Origin of the sequence: Bradyrhizobium frederickii, assembly GCF_004570865.1 — a bacterium.
GTDB classification, from domain to species: Bacteria; Pseudomonadota; Alphaproteobacteria; order Rhizobiales; family Xanthobacteraceae; genus Bradyrhizobium; species Bradyrhizobium frederickii.
Window position 1 is genome coordinate 366,124 of sequence record NZ_SPQS01000005.1, and the last position, 23,557, is coordinate 389,680.

The following is a 23,557-nucleotide window of genomic DNA, read 5'->3' on the forward strand; positions in this document are numbered from 1 at the left end:
GTTGGCTGCATGATCCCGGGCGCGATTCCAGGTCGCGCCGATTCTTTCAACCGAGTGAGGTAATCCCCATGGCCGTTAGCAAGGTTTCCGACGCCGATTTCGAAGCCGAAGTGCTCAAGGCGAACGGCCCCGTGGTCGTCGATTTCTGGGCCGAGTGGTGCGGCCCGTGCCGCATGATCGCGCCCGCCCTCGACGAGATCGCCGGCGCGATGGGCGACAAGGTCAAGATCGTCAAGCTGAACGTCGACGAGAGCCCGAAGACCGCCTCGAAATACGGCGTGATGTCGATCCCCACCCTGATGATCTTCAAGGGCGGCGAGATGGCCTCCCGCCAGGTCGGCGCGGCGCCGAAGGCGAAGCTGCAGCAGTGGATCACCTCCGCGGTCTGATCCACCTGCCATAAGATTATTTTCGACAACGGCCGGCGAAATGCCGGCCGTTCTGCGTTGATGGGGCGTGTCCGGCGTATGACGAGTCCCAGCCCTTGCCTGCTCCTGCCGTAAAGCGCGCCCGAAGCTCGACCTCGCTCGTCGCGATGGAGGCGCGGTCGGTCGACGAAATCCCGCGCGGCAAGGAGTGGCAGTACGAGCCGAAATGGGATGGCTTCCGCTGCCTGCTCTCGCGCGACGGCAACATCGTCGATCTGCGCTCGAAGTCGGGTGAGGACCTCGCGCGCTATTTTCCCGAGATCGTTTCCGCCGCGCTGCAACTGAAAGCGGATCGATTCACCCTCGACGGCGAGCTCGTCGTGCCGCACGGCAAGGGCTTTTCCTTCGACGCGCTGCTGCAACGGATCCATCCCGCTGCAAGCCGCGTGAAGAAGCTCTCGCAGGACACGCCGGCGCTCTATCTCGTCTTCGATCTGCTCGCGACCGCCAGAGATAAGATGCTTGCCGAAAAGCCGCTGAGCGAACGGCGGCCGGCGCTGGAAGCATTTGCGAAAGCCAATCTGAAGGGCAGCCCCTTCCGTCTTTCGCCGACGACGACAAGCTACGCCACGGCCAAGAAATGGCTGGCCCAATCCGGCGGCGGCTCGGACGGCGTCATCGCCAAGCGCATCGATCTGCCCTATCAGGCCGGAAATCGCGACGGCATGCAGAAGATCAAGAAATTCCGCAGCGCCGATTGCGTGGTCGGCGGCTTCCGCTACGCCACCAACAAGATCGCGGGCCGCAACGTGGTCGGCTCGCTGCTGCTCGGGCTGTACGACGATGCCGGCCTGCTGCACCATGTCGGCTTCACCTCCGCGATCAAGGCGGAGCAGAAGCCCGCGCTGACCGACCGGCTGGAGGCGCTGATCGGCGAGCCTGGCTTCACCGGCAACGCGCCGGGCGGGCCGAGCCGCTGGTCGACCGAGCGCTCGGCAAAATGGTGTCCGCTGAAGCCGAAGCTGGTGATCGAGGTCTGCTACGACCATTTCAGCGGCGAGCGCTTTCGCCACGGCACCTCGATCCTGCGCTGGCGTCCCGACAAGGCACCGCGGCAATGCACATTCGAGCAGCTGAAGCAGAAGGCGGCGGATCCGATGAAGCTGTTGAAGTGATCCGCGCTCGTGCCCCGGACGCAGCGCGGAGCGCTGCAGAGCCGGGGCCCATGTCGCTACATTCTGGGTCCCGGCTCTGCGGAGCAGCGCTAGCGCCGCACCGCGTCCGGGACACGAGAGCATTTACCTGAGCCATCCGCTCGCGATTGCTTGTGCCAGTTCTGGCTGCCCATTGCGCCGCGCCAGCGACGCCATGGCCTGGTGATCATACGCGACGTGGCGGAACGTCACCTGCCAGGCACCGTTCGCAAGTTCGAGGATCGCATAGCGCGCATGCGGCGTGCCGGCTTCGACGACATGCGGATACGGATGCTTGTCGCGAAAGCCGGGACTGCCGACGCTGCCGGGATTGACGATCAGCCGGCCGTCGCGCAAGCGCACGGCACGGGCGAGATGGGTGTGGGCGCAGAGGATCAGGGATTGCGTGAGCCCCAGCGCGAATTGCTCGATCCGGTCCAGCGGCGACAGCGCCACCGCGCCATCGGGATGCACAATGTCGAGCCAGTACACCTCGTCATTGCCGGGCGTCGCATGACAGAGAAACACCTGGTCGCGGAATACCCGCGTCATCGGCTGCCCGCGCAGCCAGTCGAGTTGCGCGGCATCGAGCGCGGCATGGGCAGGGCGATCCCAGGAGCCCATCTTCTCCGGCGGACGGTCGAGCAGATAGCGATCGTGGTTGCCGAGCACATGCACGGCGTCGAGATTCATCAGGATCTCGATGGTGCGGCGCGCATCGAGCGGACCGCTCAGCATGTCGCCGAGATTGACGATGTCGGTGATGTCAAGCGCGTGGATGTCGGCGAGCACCGCCTCCAGCGCGAGATAATTCCCGTGGACATCAGCGATGACGGCAATGCGCATTGTTGTTATCCCTGCTCTCGTGCCCCGGACGCAGCGCAGCACGTCTTCCGCGGTGCGCTGCAGAGCCGGGGCCCATATTGCGGCAGTCTGGGTCCCGGATCGGCGCTGCACCGCGTCCGGGACAAGAGACATCATGCAGGCGGCGTGCCGTTGATGGCGAGCACGTGGCCGGCCAGATACAGCGAGCCGGTGATCAGGATACGCGGCGGCACCTCGTAGGCCAGTTTCGACAGCGTCCGCAGCGCGGCTTCGATTCCGGGCGCGATCTCGACGCGCATGCCGAGGCTGCGCGCGGCATCCGCAAGACGATCGACCGGCATCGCGTTCTCGGTGTCGGGGATCGGCACCGCGATGATGTGACGGGTGAGGCCGGCGAAATTGGCGAGAAAACCCTGCGCGTCCTTGTTGCCCATCATGCCCGCGATCACGACCAGCGGCCGCGACACCCGCTCTTCGAGATCGCCGAGCGCGGCGGCTGCAACGCGGCCGCCTTCGGCATTGTGCCCCCCATCGAGCCAGATCTCCGAGCCCTGCGGACCCCAGGACAGCAGCTCGCCCGAGGTGATGCGCTGCATCCGCGCCGGCCATTCGGCGCCGACGATGCCGGCCTCGAACGCGGCTTGACTCACCTTGAAAATCGGGACCGCCCGCAGCGTCGCGATGGCGAGGCCGGCATTGGCGAATTGGTGGCGGCCGAACAGACGCGGCGCCGGAAGATCCATCAGGCCGCGGTCGTCGGAATAGACCAGGCGACCGCGCTCGACATTGACGTGCCAGCTCTCGTTCGCGGCAAACAGCGGCGCACGCATCTGCTTGGCTTGCGCCTCGATCACGGCCATTGCTTCCGGCGCCTGCTCCGCGGAGATCACCGGCACGCCGCGCTTGATGATCGCCGCCTTCTCGCCGGCAATCGAGGTCAACGTGTCGCCGAGAAAGTCCATGTGGTCCATGCTGACGGGCGTGATCACGCAGGCCGCGGGAGCGTCGATGACGTTGGTCGAGTCAAGTCGGCCGCCAAGGCCGACCTCGAGCAGCACCACGTCGGCCGGGTTCTGCGCGAACAGGTGAAAGGCGGCTGCCGTCTTCAGCTCGAACAATGTCGCGGCCTCGCCGGCATTGACGCGCTCGACCTCTTCCAGCGCGGCGCGCAGCTCGTCGTCACCGACGAGCACGCCGCCGCCCACGCGGCCGAGCCGGAAGCATTCGTTGATGCGGACGAGATAGGGCGAGGTATAGGCGTGGACCCGCAAGCCCGCAGCTTCCACCGTCGCGCGCAGATAGGCGAGCGTCGAGCCCTTGCCATTGGTGCCGGCGATGTGGATCACCGGCGGCAGCTTGCTTTCGGGATGCCCGAGCCGCGCGAGCAGCCGGTGCATCCGTTCGAGCCCGAGATCGATGCGTTTCTGATGCAGGACCGACAGCCGCCCGATCAATTCGCCGAGCGGCGCCTTCGTGCTGTCCGGGGACGCGTTCACGCGTGGGGCGCAGCCGGCGCCGTCTCAGCGGCCGATACGATCTGTGCCGGGCTGGTGACGGCCTGCGTCGGCTTCGATGCGCCCTCTTGTGCCGGCGCCTTGGTCAGCAGACGGCAGAGCCGCGCCAGGGTCGGGCGCAGCTCGTGGCGATGCACGACCATGTCGACCATGCCGTGCTCCTTGAGGTACTCGGCGCGCTGGAAACCCTCGGGAAGCTTTTCACGAATGGTCTGCTCGATCACGCGCGCGCCGGCAAAACCGATCAGCGCGCCGGGCTCGGCGATCTGCACGTCGCCCAGCATCGCGTAGGACGCGGTGACGCCGCCGGTGGTCGGATTGGTCAGCACGACGATGTAGGGCAGCTTGGCCTCACGCAGCATCTGCACCGCGACCGTCGTGCGCGGCATCTGCATCAGCGACAGGATGCCCTCCTGCATGCGCGCACCGCCGGATGCGGCGAACACGATGAACGGCGAGTTCTTCTCGACCGCAAGCTCCATCCCGCGCACGATGGCCTCGCCGGCTGCCATGCCGAGCGAGCCGCCCATGAAGTCGAAATCCTGGACAGCAACGACGACAGCGGAGCCTTCGAGCTTGCCATAGCCGACCTTGATCGCGTCGTTGAGATTGGTCCGCGCCCGCGCATCCTTGATGCGGTCGGCGTATTTCTTTTCATCGCGGAACTTGAGCGGATCGGCCGTCACCTCGGGCAACGCGACGTCGAACCAGGTCTCGTTGTCGAAGATCGACTTCAAGCGCGCCACCGCGCCCATCCGCATGTGGTAGTTCGAACCGGGGATGACGAACTGGTTGGCCTCGACGTCCTTGTAGAACACGAGCTGTCCGGAATCCGGGCATTTGATCCACAGATTCTCCGGCGTCTCCCGCCGCAGCATGTTGCGGATCTTCGGCCGGACCACATTGGTAAGCCAGTTCATGGTTTGCTCCGATGTGCGGACCCGTGGAGGGCCGCCTGAAAGGATATATGGCGGCCGGACCTCCGCCCGGCAAGCCGCCGTGTCGCCCGCCTCGAAAGCGGAATTATGGCCTATTCCGCCGCCTGTTGCGCGCCCTTGACGCCCTGGGCCAGGGCCGCCGTCAACTCGGCGACCGCGTTAACGGTTTTGGCGGTCGCCCGACCCTCGGCATCGAGGCTGTTCTTGAGCGCATCGACCAGCGCGGTACCGACAACCGAACCATCGGCCTTCTCGGCAATGGCGCGCGCCGCCTCCGGCGTGCGGATGCCGAAGCCGACGCATATCGGCAGCTTGGTATGCCGCTTGATGCGCGCGACAGCTTCACCGACGACATTCGCGTTCGCCGCCGCTGCACCCGTGATACCGGCGATGGAGACGTAATAGACAAAGCCTGACGTGTTCGCGAGCACCGCCGGCAGGCGCTTGTCGTCGGTGGTCGGCGTCGCCAGGCGAATGAAGTTCAGGCCCGCCTTCAGCGCGGGAATGCAGAGCTCGTCGTCTTCCTCCGGCGGCAAATCGACGATGATGAGGCCGTCAACGCCGGCCGTCTTGGCATCAGTCAAGAACTTGTCGACGCCATAGACGTAGATCGGATTGTAATAGCCCATCAGGACCAGGGGCGTGACGTTGTCGTCCTTGCGGAAGTCGCGCACCAGTTCCAGCGTCTTCTTCAAGGTCATGCCGGCCTTGAGCGCGCGCAGACCTGCAGCCTGGATCGACGGACCATCCGCCATCGGATCGGTGAAGGGAATGCCGAGTTCGATGACGTCGGCGCCCGCCCTGGGCAGCGCCTTGACGATGTTGAGCGACGTCGTGAGATCGGGATCGCCGGCCATCACATAGGTGACGAAGGCCGAGCGGCCCTGCTTTTTCAGCTCGGCAAAGCGAGTGTCGATACGCGTGGTCACTTCTTGCCCCTCAGGATGTCGCCGACCTGAGGGACGTCCTTGTCGCCGCGGCCGGAGAGGTTGACGACCATCAGGTGGTCTTTCGGCCGCTTCGGCGCGAGTTCCATCACCTTGGCGATGGCATGCGCGGGCTCGAGCGCGGGGATGATGCCTTCGAGCTTCGACAGCAGCTGGAACGCGGCCAGCGCCTCCTCGTCGGTCGCTGACAGATAATTCACGCGGCCGACCTCGTGCAGCCAGGAATGCTCGGGCCCGATGCCGGGATAATCGAGGCCGGCCGAGATCGAATGGGCGTCCTGGATCTGGCCGTCCGCGTCCATCAAGAGATAAGTGCGGTTGCCGTGCAGCACGCCGGGACGTCCGCCGGCGATCGAGGCCGCATGCAGCTGCGTCAGCCCGTGACCGGCAGCCTCGACGCCGAAGATCTCAACGGAGGGATCGTCGAGGAACGGATGGAACAGGCCCATCGCGTTGGAGCCGCCGCCGATGCAGGCGACCAGCGAGTCCGGCAGGCGGCCCTCGACCTCCTGCATCTGCGCCTTGGTCTCGTTGCCGATGATCGACTGGAAGTCGCGCACCAAGGTCGGATAGGGGTGCGGGCCCGCCACCGTGCCGATGCAGTAGAAGGTGTTGTGCACGTTGGTGACCCAATCGCGCAACGCCTCGTTCATGGCGTCCTTGAGCGTGCGCGTGCCCGACTGCACCGGCATCACCTTGGCGCCCAGCATCTCCATGCGGATGACGTTGGGCTGCTGCCGCTCGACGTCGACGGCGCCCATATAGACGACGCATTCCAGGCCGAAGCGCGCGCACAGCGTCGCGGTGGCGACACCGTGCTGGCCCGCGCCGGTCTCGGCGATGATGCGCTTCTTGCCCATCCGCCGCGCCAGCATGATCTGGCCGAGCACGTTGTTGACCTTGTGCGAGCCGGTGTGGTTGAGCTCTTCGCGCTTCAGGTAGATCTTGGCGCCGCCGAGATGCTCCGTCAGGCGCTCGGCGAAATAGAGCGGCGAGGGCCGGCCGACATAGTTCTTGAGATAGCCGTTCATCTCGGCCTGGAACGCCGGATCGGCCTTGGCCGCGGTGTAGGCCGTTTCGAGGTCGAGGATCAGCGGCATCAGCGTTTCGGCGACGAAGCGTCCGCCGAAAATGCCGAAATGGCCGCGCTCGTCGGGGCCGCTGCGGTAGGAATTTGGCTTGGCGATGTTCATCGGACGCTCAACTCTCTGACGCTCAACTCTTGGGTGGCGCGCGCGGCGCGGATGAAGGCTTTGATCATCTCCGGATCCTTCACACCGGGAGCGCTCTCCACCCCGGAGGACACATCGACGCCGCCGGCGCGGGTCAGGCGCACGGCTTCGGCAATGTTCCCGGCATGCAGGCCGCCTGAAACCATATAGGGCAGCGCGAGCTCGAGGTTTTGCAGCAGGTGCCAATCGAACGGCGCTCCGAGCCCGCCCGGCCGGGTCGCGTCCTTCGGAGGCCTCGCGTCGAACAGGATGCGGTCGGCGACCGCGGCGTAGCCCGGCAACACGGCGAGATCGGCCCCAGTCTCGACCGGCAACGCCTTCATCACCGGGCGGCCGTACTTCTGCTTGATATCGCGCAGCCGCGCGACGCTTTCCTTGCCGTGGAGCTGGAAAATGTCGGGCGACAGCGCGTCCATGATGTTGTCGAGCGTGGCATCATCGGCATCGACGGTCAGCGCCACCTTGAGCGCGCGCCCCTTGACCTGGCGGCCGAGCTCACGGCCGAGCTCCAGCGACAGGTGCCGCGGCGACGGCGGGAAGAACACGAATCCCACCATATCCGCACCCGCCTCGAGCGCCGTTTGAAGCGTCTCGCGCGTGGACAGGCCGCAGATCTTGACGAGCAGGGACATGGTCTCAAAGCAAATGGAGGCCGCTGGCCCGCGGCCGGAAAACGGGGTTTTGCGTTGCGGCCGCTTCTACAACGTCGCGCGCTGCTTGTCTCGCCCGATGGGCCCGTAAAGCCCCACCCCGATCGGGGCGGGAAGGCGCTGGGACTCCGGCCTTGCCGCGGCCGCCCGGGCCCGCAGATCGGCCAGTTCGCCCTTTGCGGCCCGGGCCTCCGCCTCATGCCGGCGCGCGGAGCGCCGCCAATGCCGCTGGCCGAACCAAACGGCACAGCCGCCGGCGAAGACCCCGACGGCCGCCACCAGGATCAGCAGCAGGAACAGCGGCAACGTGACCGAGAGCGAAGGGTCGTCGGCAATGAAGGGGTCGAACGAGACCGTGACGAAATGCCGGTTGGCGACGGCAAACGCCACCAGGATCAGGCCCAGCGGAATGACGATCAGCGCGGTCAGGAACTTTCGCATCGCGATCGCTCGTCTTGAATCCAGCTTGCAGCCGCATCATGCGGCCGTTCCGTTAAACGCCGACGACGACAGCCTCAGTCCGCCGCGCCCGGATCCGGATGGTCGCGGTTCAGCCGCTCGCGCATTTCCTTGCCGGTCTTGAAGAACGGAACGCTCTTCTGATCGACGGGCACATGGGCGCCAGTACGCGGATTGCGCCCGGCGCGTGCGGGGCGATGCTTGACCGAGAAGGCACCGAAGCCACGCAGCTCGACGCGATCGCCGCGTGCGAGGGCCGCTACGATCTCTTCGAGAATCGCATTCACAATGTTCTCGACATCCCGCTGGTACAGATGCGGGTTGTGCTCGGCGATGCGCTGAACAAGTTCGGATTTGATCATCGAGAGATAGGACCCGGAAGCGTGCGGATGACCATTTCCGTGAAAATACCTTGATCTGTCAAGACGCTAAATCAAGGTTGAGCGTCGTGAAAATGCGTGACAAATGCCGAAAAAGCGGGCTGTCCCGATACGCGTCAGACGGGAAAACCTTGGGAAGCTCGCCTGAACCCCTCAGTTTGAGGTGGCCGGTTGCCACAGGGCCAGCATTCCGTCCATTCCGAACCGATCGACCGCCTGCGCGACGCCGGTTTGCCCGATTTGATGCGCAATCGAGCCTAAACCAAGCGCTTCCAGCGTGACGGCGGCCGCCGTCTTGAGGAACGGCAGATCGCCAAAGCGCGGCTCAAGCTTGTAGTCGCGTACCGGCAGACCCTTCTTGACGCTCTTGTGCTCGACGAGCCAGGTCACCGCCGTCTTCTCGTCGCCGATCTGGTCGATCAGCTTGAGGTCGATCGCCTGGCGTCCGGTGAAGACGCGGCCGTCGGCCACTTTCTCGAGCTGCGTGTCATCCATGCCACGCCGATCCTTCACCAATCCCCTGAACCAGGCGTACGAATCCTTCACCAGCGCATCGAGGGCGGCCCGTGCTTCGGGGCTGGTCGGCTCGAAACCGTTCGGCGCGGCCTTCAGCGGCGACGACTTCACCTCCTCGACCTTGACGCCGATCGTCTTCAGCAGCTCGCTGACGTTGGGATATTGGAACAGCACGCCGATCGATCCGACCAGCGAGCTCTGCTGGGCGATGATGTGATCGCTCGCGATCGCCGTGATGTAGCCGCCGGAGGCAGCCAGGCCCTCGACCACCACGACCAGCGGCTTCTTCGCCTTCAGCCGGACCAGCGAATCGTAGAGCTGCTCGGAGCCGGCGGTGGTGCCGCCCGGCGAGTTGATGTGAACGATGACGGCGGCAGCCTGCGAATTCTCCAGCCGCTCCAGCGCCTGCGTGCGATCGGAATCGCTGCGGATCAGGCCCTCGATGTGAACCCGCGCGATCGAGCCGGCGGATGCGAAGGTACCCCGCGCGCCGGGTGTCGCAATCAGGGCAGCGCTGGCGATCGCCGCGATCGCGATCAGCGCGGCCACGACGCGCCAGAACGTCAGCTTGCGACGAATCCGGCGGCGATCGACGATGATGTCCGAATCGAGCGACATCGGAATATCTCCAAATGAAAGACTGGACGCGTTGTGCCGTCACGGCGTGACCAACGGCTTATCTGGATACATCAATTGCGGCGCAATTTGAACAAAACAAGGCCTCGTGAGGGCAAGCAAGTCGCCACAGAATTCAGTCGTCATCCCCGCGAAAGCGGGGATCCATAACCACAGGGCGGCGTGACGCGAGATGCCTACTCCGAGTCTTCGCCAAACCACTGCCGGTGGGTATGGGTCCCGGATCTGCGCTCCGCTCCCGACAACGCTGCGCATTGTCGGGAGCTGCGCTTGTCCGGGACGACAGCGGAGTTTGTAGAGACCGCAAAAAAAGCCCCGGCTCGCGCCGGGGCTTCGATGTCAGCGAAAGAAAGTTTCGCTTACTTGCTGTCGCGGTTCTTGAGCGCGGTGCCGAGGATGTCGCCGAGCGTCGCACCCGAATCGGAGGAGCCGTACTGCGCGATGGCCTCCTTCTCTTCGGCGACTTCGAGCGCCTTGATCGACACCTGGACCTTGCGGGCCTTCTTGTCGAACTGGATCACGCGGGCATCGACCTTCTCGCCAACGGCGAAGCGTTCGGCGCGCTGGTCGTTGCGGTCACGGGCAAGCTCGGAGCGCTTGATGAAGGTCGAGAAGTCGGTACCGGCGATCTTCACCTCGATACCGCTTTCCTTCACTTCGAGCACTTCGCAGGTCACGACCGCGCCCTTCTTGACATCGCCCGGCTCGGCGAAGGGGTCGCCTTCGAGCTGCTTGATGCCGAGCGAGATGCGCTCCTTCTCGACGTCCACATCGAGCACCACGGCCTTCACCATGTCGCCCTTCTTGTAGTTGTCGATCACCTGCTCGCCCGGAAGCTTCCAGTCGAGGTCGGAGAGATGGACCATGCCGTCGACGTCGCCCTCGAGGCCCAGGAACAGACCGAACTCGGTCTTGTTCTTGACTTCGCCCTCGACCACCGAACCGGTCGGGTGACCTTCGACGAAGACCTCCCAGGGGTTGCGCATGGTCTGCTTGAGGCCGAGCGAGATGCGGCGCTTGACGGAATCGACTTCCAGCACCTGCACTTCGACTTCCTGCGAGGTCGAAACGATCTTGCCGGGGTGCATGTTCTTCTTGGTCCACGACATCTCGGAGACGTGGATCAGGCCTTCGATGCCCGGCTCGAGCTCGACGAACGCACCGTAGTCGGTGATGTTGGTGACGCGGCCGGTGAAGCGGGCACCCAGCGGGTACTTGGCTTCGATGCCCTGCCACGGATCGTCCAGCAGCTGCTTCATGCCCAGCGAGATGCGGTGCGTCTCGTGGTTGATCTTGATGATCTTGACCTTCACGGTCTGGCCGATCGAGAGCACCTCGGTCGGGTGGTTGACGCGGCGCCACGCGATGTCCGTGACGTGCAGCAGGCCGTCGATGCCGCCGAGATCGACGAACGCACCGTAATCGGTGATGTTCTTGACCACGCCGTCGATGACCTGCCCCTCTTCGAGGTTCTGCACCAGCTCCTGACGCTGCTCGGCGCGGGTCTCTTCCAGCACGGTGCGGCGCGACACCACGATGTTGCCGCGGCGGCGATCCATCTTGAGGATCTGGAACGGCTGCGAGTTGTTCATCAGCGGCGCAACGTCGCGGATCGGACGGATGTCGACCTGCGAGCGCGGCAGGAAGGCCACGGCACCGTCGAGGTCGACGGTGAAGCCGCCCTTGACCTGGTTGAAGATGACGCCGTTGACCTTCTCGTTGTTCTGGAACGCCTTCTCGAGCTTGCCCCAGCTCTCTTCGCGGCGCGCCTTGTCGCGCGACAGCACGGCTTCGCCGAGAGCGTTCTCGATGCGATCGAGGAACACTTCCACCTCGTCGCCGACCTTCAGTTCACTGTCACGGCCGGGGCCGGAAAATTCGCGCAGGGCGACGCGGCCCTCGGTCTTCAGGCCGACGTCGATGACGGCCATGTCCTTTTCAATTGCAACCACCTTGCCCTTGACGACGGAGCTTTCCTGCAGGTTGCCGCCTGCGAAGGACTCGTCGAGCATCGCGGCGAAATCGTCGCGCGACGGGCTGTAGGTATCAGCAGAAGTCGAAGCCATTTGTTCTCCAGTTGCGGAAGCATGCCGGCCGTTGGGTTCATGGGCGCATCGCACGCGCAGTGTCGGAAGGTCCGCAGAACCTTCGAGCGACCGCTCGCTGCCCCGGCTCGACGCCGAAACAGCGGAAGCGGGCCGGCTGAGGCCCGCGCGTTCGATACGTTGAAATCTTGTGTCCGGAGCCTGGATCGTGCCGGTCCCGAAACGCGGGGCCTGACGTATCGACCTCAAAGAGCGGGAGCGGGCACTTCCTCCAATGACGGCTGCGGCTTAACCCCGCGACCGGCCCGCTCGGACAGCCTCGATAATGTCGATGGCGGCCCGGACGCCGCCTTCTATATCCAGTTGGGAGTTATCTAGCAAGTAAGCATCCGGGGCCGGTTTCAAAGGCGCAATCGGCCGGTTCTTGTCGCGTTCGTCGCGCTGGATGATGTCGGCGAGCACGGCGGCCTCGTCCGCGTCCTCGCCCCTCGCCCTGGCCTCCATGGTGCGGCGGCGGGCACGGACCCTGGGGTCGGCGACGACGAAGATCTTCACGTCGGCGTCCGGGCAGATCACGGTTCCAATGTCGCGGCCGTCCAGCACCGCGCCGGGCGGATCGGCCGCGAATTGCCGCTGGAAATTGACCAGGACCTCGCGAACCCTGGGGATCGCCGAGACGATCGAGGCGCCCTCGCCGGCCTTCTGGGTCTTCAGCGCGGGATTGCCGAACTTTTCGGGATCGAGCTCCAGCGCGGCCTGCACCGCGGCCGCCTCGTCGCGGAGATCATGACCGGATTGCATCAAGGCGTAGGCCACCGCGCGGTAGATCACGCCGGTATCAAGATGACGATAACCGTAATGATGGGCGAGACGCTTGCCGAGCGTCCCCTTACCCGAAGCCGCGGGTCCGTCGATGGCGATGATCATGAAAACTCGGCCCCTAACGAACGCATCATCGGAATGAAGTCCGGAAAGCTGGTGGCGATGAAGGCGGTGTCGTCGACGGTCACGGGCTGGTCGGAGGCGCAGCCCATCACCAGCGCGGACATCGCGATGCGATGGTCCATATGGGTGGCGACGGTGCCGCCGCCGGGAACGTGACCGCGGCCTTCGACGATCAGATCGTCGCCGGAGATCTCGACCTTCACGCCGTTGACGCGCAGCATCGCGGCGGTGGCCTCCAGCCGATCGGATTCCTTGACGCGCAGCTCGTGCAGGCCGCGCATGATGGTGGTGCCCTCGGCGAAGGAGGCCGCCACCGCCAGCACCAGATATTCGTCGATCATCGAGGGCGCGCGCTCCGGCGGCACCTCGACCCCGCGCAGTTTCGAGGCCCGCACCCGTAGTTTCGCCATCGGCTCGCCGGCGTCCCCGCGCGCCTCGCTTTCCTCGATCGAGGCGCCCATTTCGCGCAGCGTGGTGAACAGGCCGGTGCGCAGCGGATTGGTCATGACGTCGGACAGGACGACATCGGAGCCCTCGACGATCAGCGCTGCGACCACCGGGAAAGCCGCCGAGGAGGGATCGGCGGGCACCACCACGGTGGCGCCGTGCAGCTCGGGCTGGCCCTTGAGCGTGATACGGCGGCCATGCGCGCCCTCCCGCGCCGAGGAGATGTCGGCACCGAAATGCTTCAGCATCAGCTCGGTGTGGTCGCGGCTGGCTTCGGTCTCGATGACAGTCGTGGTGCCGGGTGCGGCGAGGCCCGCCAGCAGCACCGCCGACTTGATCTGGGCCGAGGCGACCGGGGTCGTGTAGGTGATCGGCCGCGGATCGCGCGCGCCCTGCAGGGTCAGGGGCAGACGGCCGCCCTCACCACCGGAGATGACCTTCGCGCCCATCTTCTCCAGCGGATCGAGGATCCGGCGCATTGGGCGGCTGCGCAGCGAGGCGTCGCCGTCGAAGATCGCCGAGATCGGGCAGCCGGCGACGGCGCCCATCACCAGCCGGCAGCCGGTGCCGGAATTGCCGAAATCCAGAGCCGCCTTGGGCGCGGCGAAGCCCGCGACGCCCACCCCGTTCACCCTCCAGGCGAAATCGCCGGTGCGCTCGACCCTGGCGCCCAGCGCCTGCATGGATTTGGCGGTGTTGAGGACGTCCTCGCCCTCCAGCAGGCCCGAAATCTTGGTCTCGCCGACCGCCAGAGCGCCCAGGATCAGCGCGCGGTGAGAGATCGACTTGTCGCCGGGCACCCGTACTGTCCCGGTCAGGGGACCGCTGGCGCGGGACTGAAGCGGCCTCGGATGGTCGGAATGAGTCAAGATTGTGTCCTTGGATGAGCCCTGAGGGGACTTCGGCGCAGGTACCACATGGTCCGTGCCTCGTCACGGGCATGTCGTTCTCCCGTAATGCGCTATTGACAGCGGGCCGCCAACTAGCCAAGTGAAACACCGCTTTTCAGACATTCCCAGGATTCCTGCCGTGGCCAAGTCCGAACTCGGAACCAAACGTATTTGCCCGACCACGGGCAAAAAGTTCTATGACCTCAACAAGAATCCGGTGATCTCGCCCTATACCGGCGAAGTGGTGCCGATCGCCCCGGTGGCGCCGGCGCGCATGCCCCGTGGCGCCGAAGCCCGGCACGCGGCGACAGCGGATGCGACGCCCGAGCCGGCAGAGGTCGAAGAGGTCTCGCTCGAGGAAGCCGATGCCGAGGAGAACACCGGCAAGGTCAAGGCCGTGGTGCCCGAATCCGAAGACGATATCGAGGTCGACGAAACCCTCGACGACGACGATGACGATGATTCAACCTTCATCGCCGACGAGGAAGAGGGCGACGAGGACGTGACCGACATCATTGGTGATGTCGGAGGTGATGAAGAGACTTGAGATCAGTCCTGATCTGTGAAAAAGGGTGCACCGCGCGAGTCGCCAGGACTCGCCGGTTGGGGTGATCCACCAGATTCACCCCGTTAAGGACTAAGGGGCCATAGCTCAGCTGGGAGAGCGCTTGCATGGCATGCAAGAGGTCGGCGGTTCGATCCCGCCTGGCTCCACCAGCCTTCGCAGGCTCCGCCTGCTTCGGCTCGGCAAGCCCTCTCGTAGCGAAGGCTGCCGCGGCGTAGCCCAAAGGGCGAAGCCGGGCTCCATCCGCAAACCTCCAGTTCGCAGCTTCGGCTCGGCAAGCCCTCTCGTAGCGAAGGCTGCCGCGGCGTAGCCCAAAGGGCGAAGCCGGGCTCCATCCGCAAACCTCCAGTTCGCAGCTTCGGCTCGGCAAGCCCTCTCGTAGCGAAGGCTGCCGCGGCGTAGCCCGAAGGGCGAAGCCGGGCTCCATCCGCAAACCTCCAGTTCGCAGCTTCGACTCGGCAAGCCCTCTCGTGGCGAAGGCTGCCGCGCGTAGCCCGAAGGACGAAGCCGGGCATCAGGAGAACGGAAGCGGGTATAAGAACTCCTCGACAACTGGGGAGCGTGCCGTGAAGTACGTCTACATCCTTGAGAGCCTTGATTCCCTCCACTTTTATGTTGGGATCACCGACGACCTGCGCGCCCGATTGGCAAAGCACAATGCCAGCGAGGTACCTCACACTTCGAAATTCGGGCCTTGGCGCCTCAAGACTTACGTCGCGTTCAGCAATGCAAAGCAGGCCGTCGCGTTTGAGAGATACCTGAAGTCAGCGTCCGGCCGCGCGTTTGCCAAGAAGCGCCTCTAACCCCCCTACTCCCCGATCACCGCGTTCAGCCGATCCCGCAGCGCCACGATCTCGTCCTTCATCGCGACCAGCTCCGGCACCGTGCAGTGGGAGGCCGCCAGGATCGACTGCGGCACGCTGCGGGCCTTTTCCTTCAAGGCATGGCCCTGCGCCGTCAGCGCGATCAACACTTGGCGCTCGTCCTCGCTGGAGCGCGTGCGCTTGACGAGATGCGCCGCTTCCAGCCGCTTCAGCAGCGGCGTCAGCGTGCCCGAATCCAGGAACAGCCGCTCGCCGATGTCCTTGACCGGCACGTCGTCGCGCTCCCACAAGACCAGCATCACCAGATATTGCGGATAGGTCAGGCCGAGCCGATCCAGCAGCGGCTTGTAGACGCGGTTGAAGGCATGCGCGGCCGAATAGACCGCGAAGCAGATCTGGTTGTCGAGCCGCAGCGGCGCGTCCGCTGCCGACGATTTTCGAGGCATGGAGAATCTCCCGGGGTTGGTCTCATTGTGGCGCCCCCTGGCGGCACATTCAATTGCGAACAATTAAATGTGAGCCCCGGCAATTTCGATTGCACACAATCTAATTGTCTGCAATAAACACCACACCCACCGAAACCCAGGGAGACGACAATGTCCGTGAACGTGCTCTACAAGACCAGCGCCAAGGCCACCGGCGGCCGCGACGGCCATGCTGCAACCCTCGACGGCGCGCTCGACGTCAAGCTGACCACGCCGAAGGAGCTCGGCGGCGGCGGCGGCGCCGGCAACAATCCCGAGCAGCTGTTCGCGGCCGGCTATGCCGCCTGCTTCATCGGCGCAATGAAGTTCGTGGCCTCGCAGGGCGGCCCGAAGGTTCCGAATGACGCCTCCGTCACCTCGACCGTCGGCATCGGCCCGCGCTCCGAAGGCGGCTTCGGCCTCGATATCGACCTCGCGGTCTCGCTGCCGGGCCTCGCCCGCGCCGAGGCCGAAGCGCTGGTCGCGAAGGCGCACCAGGTGTGCCCCTATTCCAACGCCACCCGCGGCAATGTCGACGTTCGCCTGACGGTCGTCTGATCGAACGGCGGATTGGCTGGCCCGGGATCCCCCTCGGGCCGGCCGCTTCCGCCAGAATCCGCATTTGCCGCGTCGCGGGATCGACGCAACGGCGGGCGCATGCGGCCCTACGCCGGGAGCCATTGCTGCTCCCTGCAAACCTCGCTAGGCCTGTGATCAAACGTCGATACAGGGGAAGCGAAGGCATGAGTTCTGAAGCCGCCACAGGTGCCATGAGCGGACTGCGCGTCATCGATCTCACGCGCGTGCTCGGCGGCCCCTATTGCACCCAGATCCTCGCCGACCATGGCGCCGACGTGATCAAGGTCGAGCCGCCCGCCGGCGACGAGGTGCGTGAATGGGGCCCTCCCTTCCACGAGGAGGACGCGGCCTATTTCGTCGGCATCAACCGCAACAAGCGCTCGATCGGCCTCGACCTCGCCTCCGAGGGCGGCCGCGTCGTGCTGCTCAAGATGCTGGAGACCGCCGACGTCCTGATCGAGAATTTCAAGCCGGGCACGCTGGAGAAATGGGGCATCGGCAACGACGTCCTCAGCAAGAAATTCCCGCGCCTCGTGCATTGCCGGATCTGCGGCTTCGGTGCCGACGGTCCGCGCGGCGGCAATCCCGGCTACGACGCCATCATCCAGGCCATGACCGGCATGATCGCCGCGACCGGCTCGCCCGAGAGCGGGCCGATGCGGATCGGCGTGCCCTTGGTCGACATCACCACCGGGCTCTATGCGGCGATCGGCATCCTGATGGCGCTGTCGGAGCGGCAGCGTTCGGGCCAGGGCCAGTTCCTGGAGACGACGCTGTACGAGACCGGCCTTGCCATCATGCATCCGCACACCGCGAATTATTTCATGCATGGCAAGCCGCCGTCGCTCACCGGCAACGAGCACCCCAACCTCGTGCCTTACGCGATCTTCCCGACGAAGACCGACAACATCTTCATCGGCGTCGGCAATGACGGCACCTTCCGCAAACTCTGCAAGGAGATCGGCAAGCCGGAGCTCGGCACCGATCCGCGCTTTGCGCGCAACAAGGACCGCATCGCCAATCGCGAGGCGTTGCGCGCCGAGCTCGCCGCCGTGTTCAGCCAGCACGAAGCCGAGCCGCTGTGCAATCGCCTGCTCGCCGCAGGCCTGCCCGCAGGGCCCGTGCAGAAGATCGACCAGGCGCTGACCAACCCGCACACGATCGCGCGCGGCGATATCATCGAGAAGGACTGGTACAAGGGCGTGGCCTCGCCGATCCGGCTCGACCGCAGCAAGCCGAGCCTGCGCCGGCTGCCGCCGAAATTCAGCCAGCACGCAGCCGAGGTGCTCGGCGAGTTCGGCTACGCCAAGGCCGAGATCGACGCGATGGTCGAAAACGGCACGGTCTGCGGCCCCGAGCGCAAGCGCTGAAGTGCTGAAGTAAGGCGAGCGTCAACGGTGGTGCGCTCCCTCCCCCGCTTGCGGGGGAGGGTTGGGAAAGGGTGCCTCCGCGACGGGACAATCCCTGGAGGAGAGAACCCTCACCCGGCGCTCCGCGCCGACCTCTCCCGCGAGCGGGAGAGGTTTAGGAGACCGGAGCCGCATCGGCTGCCTCACGCCGCACCACGTCAAGCCCTTCGCCTTCCACATCCAACATCAATGCCGCAGTGCGGCGCGGGCACGATAATGCACCGCGAACGAGGAGGTTGCCCGCGGCGTCTTCGCCTATTTGACGGCTTCCCTTCTGCAGCGCTTGCCGCTTTCGTATCGGCCGCTTACACAGTCATGTGAACGTCATATGGCGCTGCTAGCGCAAGCGCCTCTTTATTGACGGGCAAGGGAGGTTTTCTTGATGGCTCTTCGACACTTTGGCGCAGCTGCCGCATTTGCACTCACGGTCGGCATGACGGCGTCGCCGGCTCTGGCCCTGACTGAAATCCAGTGGTGGCACGCGATGACCGGCGCCAACAACGACGTCATCGTCAAGCTCGCGAGCGACTTCAACGCCTCGCAGACCGACTACAAGGTGGTCCCGACCTACAAGGGCAACTACCCCGATACAATGAATGCGGGCATCGCGGCGTTCCGCGCCGGCAACGCCCCGCACATCATGCAGGTGTTCGAAGTCGGCACCGCGACCATGATGGCCGCGACCGGCGCCGTGAAACCCGTCTACAAGCTGATGGCCGACGCCGGCGAGAAGTTCGATCCGAAGAACTATCTGTCCGCGATCACAGGCTATTACTCGACCTCGAAGGGCGAGATGCTGTCGTTCCCCTTCAACTCGTCGTCGACCGTCATGTGGGTCAACCTCGACGAGCTGAAGAAGGCCAATGTCGAGATCCCGAAGACCTGGCCCGAGGTGTTCGACGCGGCCAAGAAGCTGCATGACAACGGTCATGCGACCTGCGGCTTCTCCAACTCGTGGGTGACCTGGGTCAATCTCGAGCAGCTTTCGGCCTGGCACAACGTGCCGCTCTCGACCAAGGCCAACGGCCTCGACGGCTTCGACACCGTGCTCGCGTTCAACGGCCCGCTCCAGGTCAAGCACCTCGAGAAGCTGGTCGAGCTGCAGAAGGACAAGACCTACGACTACGCCGGCCGCACCAACACCGGCGAAGGCCGCTTCACCTCCGGCGAATGCCCGCTCTACCTGACCTCGTCGGCGTTCTTCGGCAACGTCAAGGCGCAGGCCAAGTTCAACTTCACCGCGGTGCCGATGCCGTATTATCCTGACGTCAAGGGCGCGCCGCAGAACTCGATCATCGGCGGCGCTTCGCTGTGGGTGATGGGCGGCAAGTCCGCCGACGAATACAAGGGCGTGGCGAAATTCCTGTCCTTCCTCTCCGACACCGATCGCCAGGTCTACATCCACAAGGCTTCGGGCTATCTGCCGATCACCAAGGCGGCTTACGCGAAGGCCAAGGCCGAGGGCTTCTACAAGGATCAGCCCTATCTCGAGACCCCGCTGCTCGAGCTGACCAACAAGGAGCCGACCGAGAATTCGCGCGGCCTGCGCCTCGGCAACATGGTCCAGCTTCGCGACGTCTGGTCGGAGGAGATCGAGCAGGCGCTCGCCGGCAAGAAGACCGCCAAGCAGGCGCTGGACGCGGCGGTCGAGCGCGGCAACACCATGCTGCGCCAGTTCGAAAAGACCGCCGTGAAGTAAGGCGATCGGCGGCAGGCCGGTGAGCCCGGCCTGCCGCTCCGGGGCATCATGCAAAAGCAAGCCATTTTCCAATCGAAGCTGTTGCCGTACGCGCTGGTTGCGCCGCAGCTCGCGATCGTCCTGATTTTCTTCTATTGGCCGGCCCTGCAGGCCGTGATCCAGTCCTTCCTGCTGCAGGACGCCTTCGGTCTATCGACCACCTTCGTCTGGTTCGAGAATTACGTCGAGCTGTTCAGCGATCCCGCTTATTTCGAGGCGATCCTGCGCACCTTCTTCTTCTCGTTCGCCATCGCGGTCTCGTCGCTGTCCTTTGCACTGCTGCTCGCGGTGATGGCGGACAAGCCGCTGCGCGGCGTGATGCTCTACCGCACGCTCTTGATCTGGCCTTATGCGGTGGCGCCGCCTGTGGTCGGCGTGCTCTGGATCTTCATGCTGCATCCCTCGCTCGGCGTGCTCTCGCGATATCTGCGCGGCCTCGGCATCGACTGGAATCCGCTGCTCGACGGTGATCAGGCCGCAGCGTTGATCATCCTCGCCGCCGCCTGGAAGCAGATCTCCTACAACTTCCTGTTCTTCCTCGCCGGCCTGCAGAGCATTCCGCGCAGCGTGCTCGAGGCCGCCGCGATCGACGGCGCCCGCCCCATGCGAAGGTTCTGGACCGTGACCTTCCCGCTGCTGTCGCCGACCATCTTCTTCCTGCTGGTCGTCAACATCGTCTACGCCTTCTTCGACACCTTCGGCATCATCGACACCATGACCCGCGGCGGTCCCGGCAAGTCGACGGAGACGCTGGTCTACAAGGTCTATTCCGACGGCCTGCTCGGCGGCAATCTCGGCAGCTCGGCGGCGCAATCGGTGGTCCTGATGGTCATGGTCATCGTGCTCACCGGAATCCAGTTCCGCTTCGTCGAACGCAAGGTGACGTACTGATGGTGGAGGAAGAGGGCTTTCGGCGCTACGTCGCCCACATCATCCTCTGGATCGGGATCGCGATCGTCGCGTTCCCTGTCTACATCGCGATCATCGCCTCGACGCAGGAGAACGCGCTGATCGCGAACGGGCAGATGTCGCTGCTGCCGGGCGGCCATTTCCTCCAGACCTATTACCAGACCATCTTCGTCGGCACGAGCGGCTCGACCCGCGAGCCGGTCGGCAACATGATGCTGAACTCGCTGGTGATGGCGCTGATGATCGCGGTCGGCAAGATCGCGATCTCGATCATCTCGGCCTATGCGATCGTGTATTTCCGCTTTCCGTTCCGCATGCCGATCTTCTGGCTGATCTTCATCACGTTGATGCTGCCGGTCGAGGTCCGCATCTATCCGACCTACAAGATCGTCGCCGACCTGCACATGCTCGACAGCTATGCGGGTCTCGCGCTGCCGCTGATCGCTTCGGCCACGGCGACGCTGCTGTTCCGCCAGTTCTTCATGACCGTGCCGGACGAGCTCCTGGAGGCCTCGCGGATCGACGGCGCCGGCCCCTTGCGCTTCTTCTGGGATACGCTGCTGCCGCTGTCGCGCACCAACATGGCGGCGCTGTTCGTGATCCTGTTCATCCTCGGCTGGAATCAATATCTCTGGCCACTACTGATCACCACGCGCGACGACATGCAGACCATCCAGATCGGCATCCGCAAGATGATCACCACCACCGACGCGCTGACCGAATGGCCGATCGTGATGGCGACCGCCGTGCTGGCGATGCTGCCGCCGGTGTTCGTCGTCATCGTGATGCAGAAATTGTTCGTGCGCGGTCTGGTCGAGACGGAAAAGTGAAGATGGCGAATAGTGTTTGGCGAGCAGCGAATGGGGTCGCTGCGTCCGCCTTGCGTACTAACCAGTCCCCATTCGCAACTCCCTGTTCGCTATTCGCCGGAAGATCCCATGGCTAACGTCACCCTGCGCAACGTCCGCAAGACCTATCCCGGCGGCTTCGAGGCCATCAAGGGCGTCGACGTCGATGTCGGCGACGGACAGTTCTGCGTGCTGGTCGGACCAAGCGGCTGCGGCAAGTCCACCTTGCTGCGCATGGTCGCGGGCCTCGAGACCGTCACCGGCGGCGAGATCGACATCGGCGGGCGCATCGTCAACGGAATCGAGCCCGCCGATCGCGACATCGCGATGGTGTTCCAGAACTACGCGCTCTATCCGCATATGAGCGTGTACAACAACATGGCCTATGGCCTGCGCAACCGCGGCATGGCGGAGACAGAGATCAGGACCCGCGTCGACGAAGCCGCGCGCATCCTCGAGCTGACATCGATGCTGGAGCGCAAGCCGCGCCAGCTCTCGGGCGGCCAGCGCCAGCGCGTCGCCATGGGCCGCGCCATCGTGCGCCAGCCGAAGGTGTTTTTGTTCGACGAGCCGCTCTCCAACCTCGACGCCAAGCTGCGCATCGCCATGCGGGTCGAGATCCGCAAATTGCAACGCCGGCTCAACACCACCTCGATCTACGTCACCCACGACCAGCTCGAGGCGATGACGCTCGCCGACATTCTGGTCGTGATGAATGGCGGCCAGGTCGAGCAGGTCGGCAATCCCCTCGCGATCTACGAAAGGCCGGCGACCACCTTCGTCGCCTCCTTCATCGGCGCACCGCCGATGAACCTGATGTCGACGCGGCCCGAGGAGATCAGATCGCAGCTCGCCGGCAGCGCGGCGGCCGACGCCGGCATCCTCGGCATCCGCCCGGAAGATTTCGTCATCACCGACCAGACCCCGGCCGGCGGCGTCGCCTTGCCGCTGACCGTGGAAGCGATCGAGCGCGTCGGCGCCGAAACCTTCGTCTACGGCTGCCGCGAGCAGGAAGAGCAGCACGTCGCCGCCACCCCGGGCGAGCTGCCGCCCGGCGAGATCATCGTCCGCATCCCCGGAACCGACGCCCCCGCGATCGGCGCGAAAATCCGGGTCGCGGCGGTGCGCAACAAGCTGCACCTGTTCAGTGGCGACGGGCGCAAGCGCCTTGAGGCCTGAGCGGTTCCGAAGGGCCGGATAACACAAACCGCGAAAACAACCCCATGCACAGTAGGAGGGGGCTTGTTTTCATTGGGATAAATCGCGCCGCGTTTTCGTCATGCCGGCCATGACGATCCAGACGCATCTGGTGCGGTGGGTGGCCGCGTGGCGGATGAATCGCGCATCCACAGCTTCCCCGCTACCTGCTTGAACCTACACGGGAACATGCCCATATTGCTGATCAAGGGGTGCCTTGACGGGCCCTGAAACACCAAAGTCGCTTCTGCGAGGACTTTGTAAACTATGTCTCGTGTTCCCACGTTATCCAGTCCGTTCCTTCTGGGCTTCGACGAGATTGAGCGCGTGCTCGATCGCGTCGTCAAAGGCGCCGACGGCTACCCTCCCTACAATATCGAGAGGTGCGACCGATCGGACGGCCAGCCCGAGCGCTTGCGCATCACGCTGGCGGTCGCCGGATTTACGCGCGACCAACTCGATGTAACCATTGAGGAAAACCAGCTCGTGATCCGCGGGCGGCAGCAGGACGACAAGTCCCGGCAATACATCCATCGCGGCATCGCCGCGCGCCACTTCCAGCGCACCTTCGTGCTGGCGGAGGGGATGCTGGTGCTGGGTGCGGATCTGAAGAACGGGCTGTTGTCGATCGATCTGGCCCGGCCTGAACCGGAGCGGATCGTTAAGACAATCGCTATCAATGAGCACGAATAATGGAACGAGTAGCGGACTCGACCGCTTAGTGTTCCAGAGGAGTCGAGACCATGAGTGAAGGTCACGTTGCGTTCGAATACGAAGCCAAGAACGTCTCGCCCGAGACGCTGGCAACCCTCGGCGAAGGCCATATCGCCTATGTGAAGCAGATCCGCTCGGAAGACGTGCCGGGCCTGTTTCCCGAAGCGCCGAAAATCGCGCCGGGCCTCAAGCTCTTCGCGCTCCATGCCGCTGACGGCACGCCGATCATGCTGACCGACAGCCGCGAAGCCGCGGTCGCCAACGCCTGGAGCAACGAGCTGCAAGCGGTGAGCGTGCACTGAGCGCACGCACGTCGCACGGATAG

General features: G+C 64.7%; 25 protein-coding genes and 1 tRNA gene. 13 read left to right on the forward strand and 13 right to left on the reverse strand.

Going from position 1 to position 23,557, the window contains the following annotated elements; translation table 11 throughout:
- The first annotated feature begins 68 nt into the window (after nt 1–68).
- Both trxA and E4K64_RS11435 read left to right on the forward strand, forming a co-directional pair.
- Complete coding sequence (gene trxA, locus E4K64_RS11430) at nt 69–389, forward strand: thioredoxin (protein WP_008540017.1); 321 nt, start codon at nt 69–71, stop codon at nt 387–389.
- Between the two features lie 146 nt (nt 390–535).
- The gene (locus E4K64_RS11435) at nt 536–1,543 is read left to right on the forward strand and encodes an ATP-dependent DNA ligase (RefSeq protein ID WP_135163635.1); all 1,008 of its coding nucleotides are present in this window, start codon (nt 536–538) and stop codon (nt 1,541–1,543) included.
- 123 nt (nt 1,544–1,666) lie between these two features.
- Here E4K64_RS11435 and E4K64_RS11440 read toward each other — a convergent pair whose 3' ends face one another.
- From E4K64_RS11440 to aroA, 12 genes are all read right to left on the reverse strand, one after another.
- On the reverse strand, nt 1,667–2,407 hold the full coding sequence (locus E4K64_RS11440) for a metallophosphoesterase family protein (protein WP_135163596.1): 741 nt from the start codon (nt 2,405–2,407) through the stop codon (nt 1,667–1,669).
- Nucleotides 2,408–2,538: 131 nt separating this feature from the next.
- A complete protein-coding gene (locus tag E4K64_RS11445; RefSeq protein ID WP_135163597.1) occupies nt 2,539–3,882 on the reverse strand; it encodes a bifunctional folylpolyglutamate synthase/dihydrofolate synthase in 1,344 nt (447 codons plus the stop codon).
- The gene (gene accD, locus E4K64_RS11450; RefSeq protein WP_135163598.1) at nt 3,879–4,820 is read right to left on the reverse strand and encodes an acetyl-CoA carboxylase, carboxyltransferase subunit beta; all 942 of its coding nucleotides are present in this window, start codon (nt 4,818–4,820) and stop codon (nt 3,879–3,881) included. The genes E4K64_RS11445 and accD overlap by 4 nt, the downstream gene beginning before the upstream one ends.
- A 110-nt stretch (nt 4,821–4,930) precedes the next feature.
- Complete coding sequence (gene trpA, locus E4K64_RS11455) at nt 4,931–5,767, reverse strand: tryptophan synthase subunit alpha (protein ID WP_135163599.1); 837 nt, start codon at nt 5,765–5,767, stop codon at nt 4,931–4,933.
- Nucleotides 5,764–6,978, reverse strand: coding sequence for a tryptophan synthase subunit beta (gene trpB / locus E4K64_RS11460; protein ID WP_135163600.1), 1,215 nt, complete (start codon nt 6,976–6,978; stop codon nt 5,764–5,766). Before trpB ends, trpA begins: the two co-directional genes overlap by 4 nt.
- On the reverse strand, nt 6,975–7,649 hold the full coding sequence (locus E4K64_RS11465; RefSeq protein ID WP_135163601.1) for a phosphoribosylanthranilate isomerase: 675 nt from the start codon (nt 7,647–7,649) through the stop codon (nt 6,975–6,977). Before E4K64_RS11465 ends, trpB begins: the two co-directional genes overlap by 4 nt.
- A 66-nt stretch (nt 7,650–7,715) precedes the next feature.
- Nucleotides 7,716–8,108 carry a lipopolysaccharide assembly protein LapA domain-containing protein gene (locus tag E4K64_RS11470; RefSeq protein WP_135163602.1) on the reverse strand — a complete coding sequence of 131 codons (393 nt, stop codon included), beginning with the start codon at nt 8,106–8,108 and terminating at the stop codon, nt 7,716–7,718.
- A gap of 74 nt (nt 8,109–8,182) precedes the next feature.
- The gene (locus tag E4K64_RS11475) at nt 8,183–8,488 is read right to left on the reverse strand and encodes an integration host factor subunit beta (RefSeq protein WP_008539997.1); all 306 of its coding nucleotides are present in this window, start codon (nt 8,486–8,488) and stop codon (nt 8,183–8,185) included.
- 171 nt (nt 8,489–8,659) lie between these two features.
- Nucleotides 8,660–9,640, reverse strand: a complete 981-nt coding sequence (sppA, locus tag E4K64_RS11480; protein ID WP_135163603.1) for a signal peptide peptidase SppA — start codon at nt 9,638–9,640, stop codon at nt 8,660–8,662.
- 377 nt (nt 9,641–10,017) lie between these two features.
- Nucleotides 10,018–11,724: a 30S ribosomal protein S1 gene (gene rpsA / locus E4K64_RS11485; protein WP_126256970.1), complete on the reverse strand. Its 1,707-nt coding sequence runs from the start codon at nt 11,722–11,724 to the stop codon at nt 10,018–10,020.
- Between the two features lie 267 nt (nt 11,725–11,991).
- The gene (gene cmk / locus E4K64_RS11490) at nt 11,992–12,630 is read right to left on the reverse strand and encodes a (d)CMP kinase (RefSeq protein ID WP_135163604.1); all 639 of its coding nucleotides are present in this window, start codon (nt 12,628–12,630) and stop codon (nt 11,992–11,994) included.
- Nucleotides 12,627–13,964: a 3-phosphoshikimate 1-carboxyvinyltransferase gene (aroA, locus tag E4K64_RS11495; RefSeq protein ID WP_135163605.1), complete on the reverse strand. Its 1,338-nt coding sequence runs from the start codon at nt 13,962–13,964 to the stop codon at nt 12,627–12,629. Before aroA ends, cmk begins: the two co-directional genes overlap by 4 nt.
- A gap of 160 nt (nt 13,965–14,124) precedes the next feature.
- Here aroA and E4K64_RS11500 point away from each other — a divergent pair, with 160 nt between their 5' ends.
- The 3 genes from E4K64_RS11500 (at nt 14,125) to E4K64_RS11510 (ending at nt 15,353) form a co-directional block, all read left to right on the forward strand.
- Nucleotides 14,125–14,532, forward strand: a complete 408-nt coding sequence (locus E4K64_RS11500; protein WP_126256965.1) for a TIGR02300 family protein — start codon at nt 14,125–14,127, stop codon at nt 14,530–14,532.
- Nucleotides 14,533–14,626: 94 nt separating this feature from the next.
- Nucleotides 14,627–14,702 (forward strand) — tRNA-Ala (locus E4K64_RS11505).
- Nucleotides 14,703–15,116: 414 nt separating this feature from the next.
- A complete protein-coding gene (locus E4K64_RS11510) occupies nt 15,117–15,353 on the forward strand; it encodes a GIY-YIG nuclease family protein (protein ID WP_135163606.1) in 237 nt (78 codons plus the stop codon).
- A 5-nt stretch (nt 15,354–15,358) separates the two neighbouring features.
- Here the strand turns inward: E4K64_RS11510 and E4K64_RS11515 are convergent, their stop codons facing one another.
- The gene (locus E4K64_RS11515; protein WP_135163607.1) at nt 15,359–15,820 is read right to left on the reverse strand and encodes a MarR family winged helix-turn-helix transcriptional regulator; all 462 of its coding nucleotides are present in this window, start codon (nt 15,818–15,820) and stop codon (nt 15,359–15,361) included.
- A gap of 150 nt (nt 15,821–15,970) precedes the next feature.
- Here E4K64_RS11515 and E4K64_RS11520 point away from each other — a divergent pair, with 150 nt between their 5' ends.
- The 8 genes from E4K64_RS11520 to E4K64_RS11555 all read left to right on the forward strand — a co-directional run bounded on the left by E4K64_RS11520 (nt 15,971) and on the right by E4K64_RS11555 (nt 23,534).
- Complete coding sequence (locus tag E4K64_RS11520; RefSeq protein WP_135163608.1) at nt 15,971–16,396, forward strand: organic hydroperoxide resistance protein; 426 nt, start codon at nt 15,971–15,973, stop codon at nt 16,394–16,396.
- 185 nt (nt 16,397–16,581) lie between these two features.
- Nucleotides 16,582–17,787 carry a CaiB/BaiF CoA transferase family protein gene (locus E4K64_RS11525; protein ID WP_126256961.1) on the forward strand — a complete coding sequence of 402 codons (1,206 nt, stop codon included), beginning with the start codon at nt 16,582–16,584 and terminating at the stop codon, nt 17,785–17,787.
- A gap of 421 nt (nt 17,788–18,208) precedes the next feature.
- A complete protein-coding gene (gene ugpB, locus E4K64_RS11530; protein WP_135163609.1) occupies nt 18,209–19,525 on the forward strand; it encodes a sn-glycerol-3-phosphate ABC transporter substrate-binding protein UgpB in 1,317 nt (438 codons plus the stop codon).
- A 48-nt stretch (nt 19,526–19,573) separates the two neighbouring features.
- The gene (ugpA, locus tag E4K64_RS11535; protein WP_126256959.1) at nt 19,574–20,455 is read left to right on the forward strand and encodes a sn-glycerol-3-phosphate ABC transporter permease UgpA; all 882 of its coding nucleotides are present in this window, start codon (nt 19,574–19,576) and stop codon (nt 20,453–20,455) included.
- Nucleotides 20,455–21,303 carry a sn-glycerol-3-phosphate ABC transporter permease UgpE gene (gene ugpE, locus E4K64_RS11540; RefSeq protein ID WP_135163610.1) on the forward strand — a complete coding sequence of 283 codons (849 nt, stop codon included), beginning with the start codon at nt 20,455–20,457 and terminating at the stop codon, nt 21,301–21,303. The genes ugpA and ugpE overlap by 1 nt, the downstream gene beginning before the upstream one ends.
- Before the next feature lie 108 nt (nt 21,304–21,411).
- Entirely contained in the window at nt 21,412–22,500 is a 1,089-nt protein-coding gene (locus tag E4K64_RS11545; protein WP_135163611.1) for a sn-glycerol-3-phosphate import ATP-binding protein UgpC, read from the forward strand.
- A 285-nt stretch (nt 22,501–22,785) separates the two neighbouring features.
- Nucleotides 22,786–23,211 (forward strand): Hsp20 family protein, encoded by a 426-nt coding sequence (locus E4K64_RS11550; RefSeq protein ID WP_028133593.1) that lies wholly within the window; start codon nt 22,786–22,788, stop codon nt 23,209–23,211.
- Nucleotides 23,212–23,261: 50 nt separating this feature from the next.
- Nucleotides 23,262–23,534, forward strand: coding sequence for a BQ00720 family protein (locus E4K64_RS11555; protein ID WP_011083553.1), 273 nt, complete (start codon nt 23,262–23,264; stop codon nt 23,532–23,534).
- The last annotated feature ends 23 nt before the right edge of the window (nt 23,535–23,557 follow it).

Coding starts and splice junctions, on each gene's coding strand:
- trxA (WP_008540017.1), top strand. CDS start 69: ATGGCCGTTAGCAAGGTTTCCGACGCCGATTTCGAAGCCGAAGTGCTC.
- E4K64_RS11435 (WP_135163635.1), top strand. CDS start 536: ATGGAGGCGCGGTCGGTCGACGAAATCCCGCGCGGCAAGGAGTGGCAG.
- E4K64_RS11440 (WP_135163596.1), bottom strand. CDS start 2,407: ATGCGCATTGCCGTCATCGCTGATGTCCACGGGAATTATCTCGCGCTG.
- accD (WP_135163598.1), bottom strand. CDS start 4,820: ATGAACTGGCTTACCAATGTGGTCCGGCCGAAGATCCGCAACATGCTG.
- trpB (WP_135163600.1), bottom strand. CDS start 6,978: ATGAACATCGCCAAGCCAAATTCCTACCGCAGCGGCCCCGACGAGCGC.
- E4K64_RS11465 (WP_135163601.1), bottom strand. CDS start 7,649: ATGTCCCTGCTCGTCAAGATCTGCGGCCTGTCCACGCGCGAGACGCTT.
- E4K64_RS11470 (WP_135163602.1), bottom strand. CDS start 8,108: ATGCGAAAGTTCCTGACCGCGCTGATCGTCATTCCGCTGGGCCTGATC.
- E4K64_RS11475 (WP_008539997.1), bottom strand. CDS start 8,488: ATGATCAAATCCGAACTTGTTCAGCGCATCGCCGAGCACAACCCGCAT.
- sppA (WP_135163603.1), bottom strand. CDS start 9,640: ATGTCGCTCGATTCGGACATCATCGTCGATCGCCGCCGGATTCGTCGC.
- rpsA (WP_126256970.1), bottom strand. CDS start 11,724: ATGGCTTCGACTTCTGCTGATACCTACAGCCCGTCGCGCGACGATTTC.
- cmk (WP_135163604.1), bottom strand. CDS start 12,630: ATGATCATCGCCATCGACGGACCCGCGGCTTCGGGTAAGGGGACGCTC.
- E4K64_RS11515 (WP_135163607.1), bottom strand. CDS start 15,820: ATGCCTCGAAAATCGTCGGCAGCGGACGCGCCGCTGCGGCTCGACAAC.
- E4K64_RS11520 (WP_135163608.1), top strand. CDS start 15,971: ATGTCCGTGAACGTGCTCTACAAGACCAGCGCCAAGGCCACCGGCGGC.
- E4K64_RS11525 (WP_126256961.1), top strand. CDS start 16,582: ATGAGTTCTGAAGCCGCCACAGGTGCCATGAGCGGACTGCGCGTCATC.
- ugpB (WP_135163609.1), top strand. CDS start 18,209: ATGGCTCTTCGACACTTTGGCGCAGCTGCCGCATTTGCACTCACGGTC.
- ugpA (WP_126256959.1), top strand. CDS start 19,574: ATGCAAAAGCAAGCCATTTTCCAATCGAAGCTGTTGCCGTACGCGCTG.
- ugpE (WP_135163610.1), top strand. CDS start 20,455: ATGGTGGAGGAAGAGGGCTTTCGGCGCTACGTCGCCCACATCATCCTC.
- E4K64_RS11545 (WP_135163611.1), top strand. CDS start 21,412: ATGGCTAACGTCACCCTGCGCAACGTCCGCAAGACCTATCCCGGCGGC.
- E4K64_RS11550 (WP_028133593.1), top strand. CDS start 22,786: ATGTCTCGTGTTCCCACGTTATCCAGTCCGTTCCTTCTGGGCTTCGAC.
- E4K64_RS11555 (WP_011083553.1), top strand. CDS start 23,262: ATGAGTGAAGGTCACGTTGCGTTCGAATACGAAGCCAAGAACGTCTCG.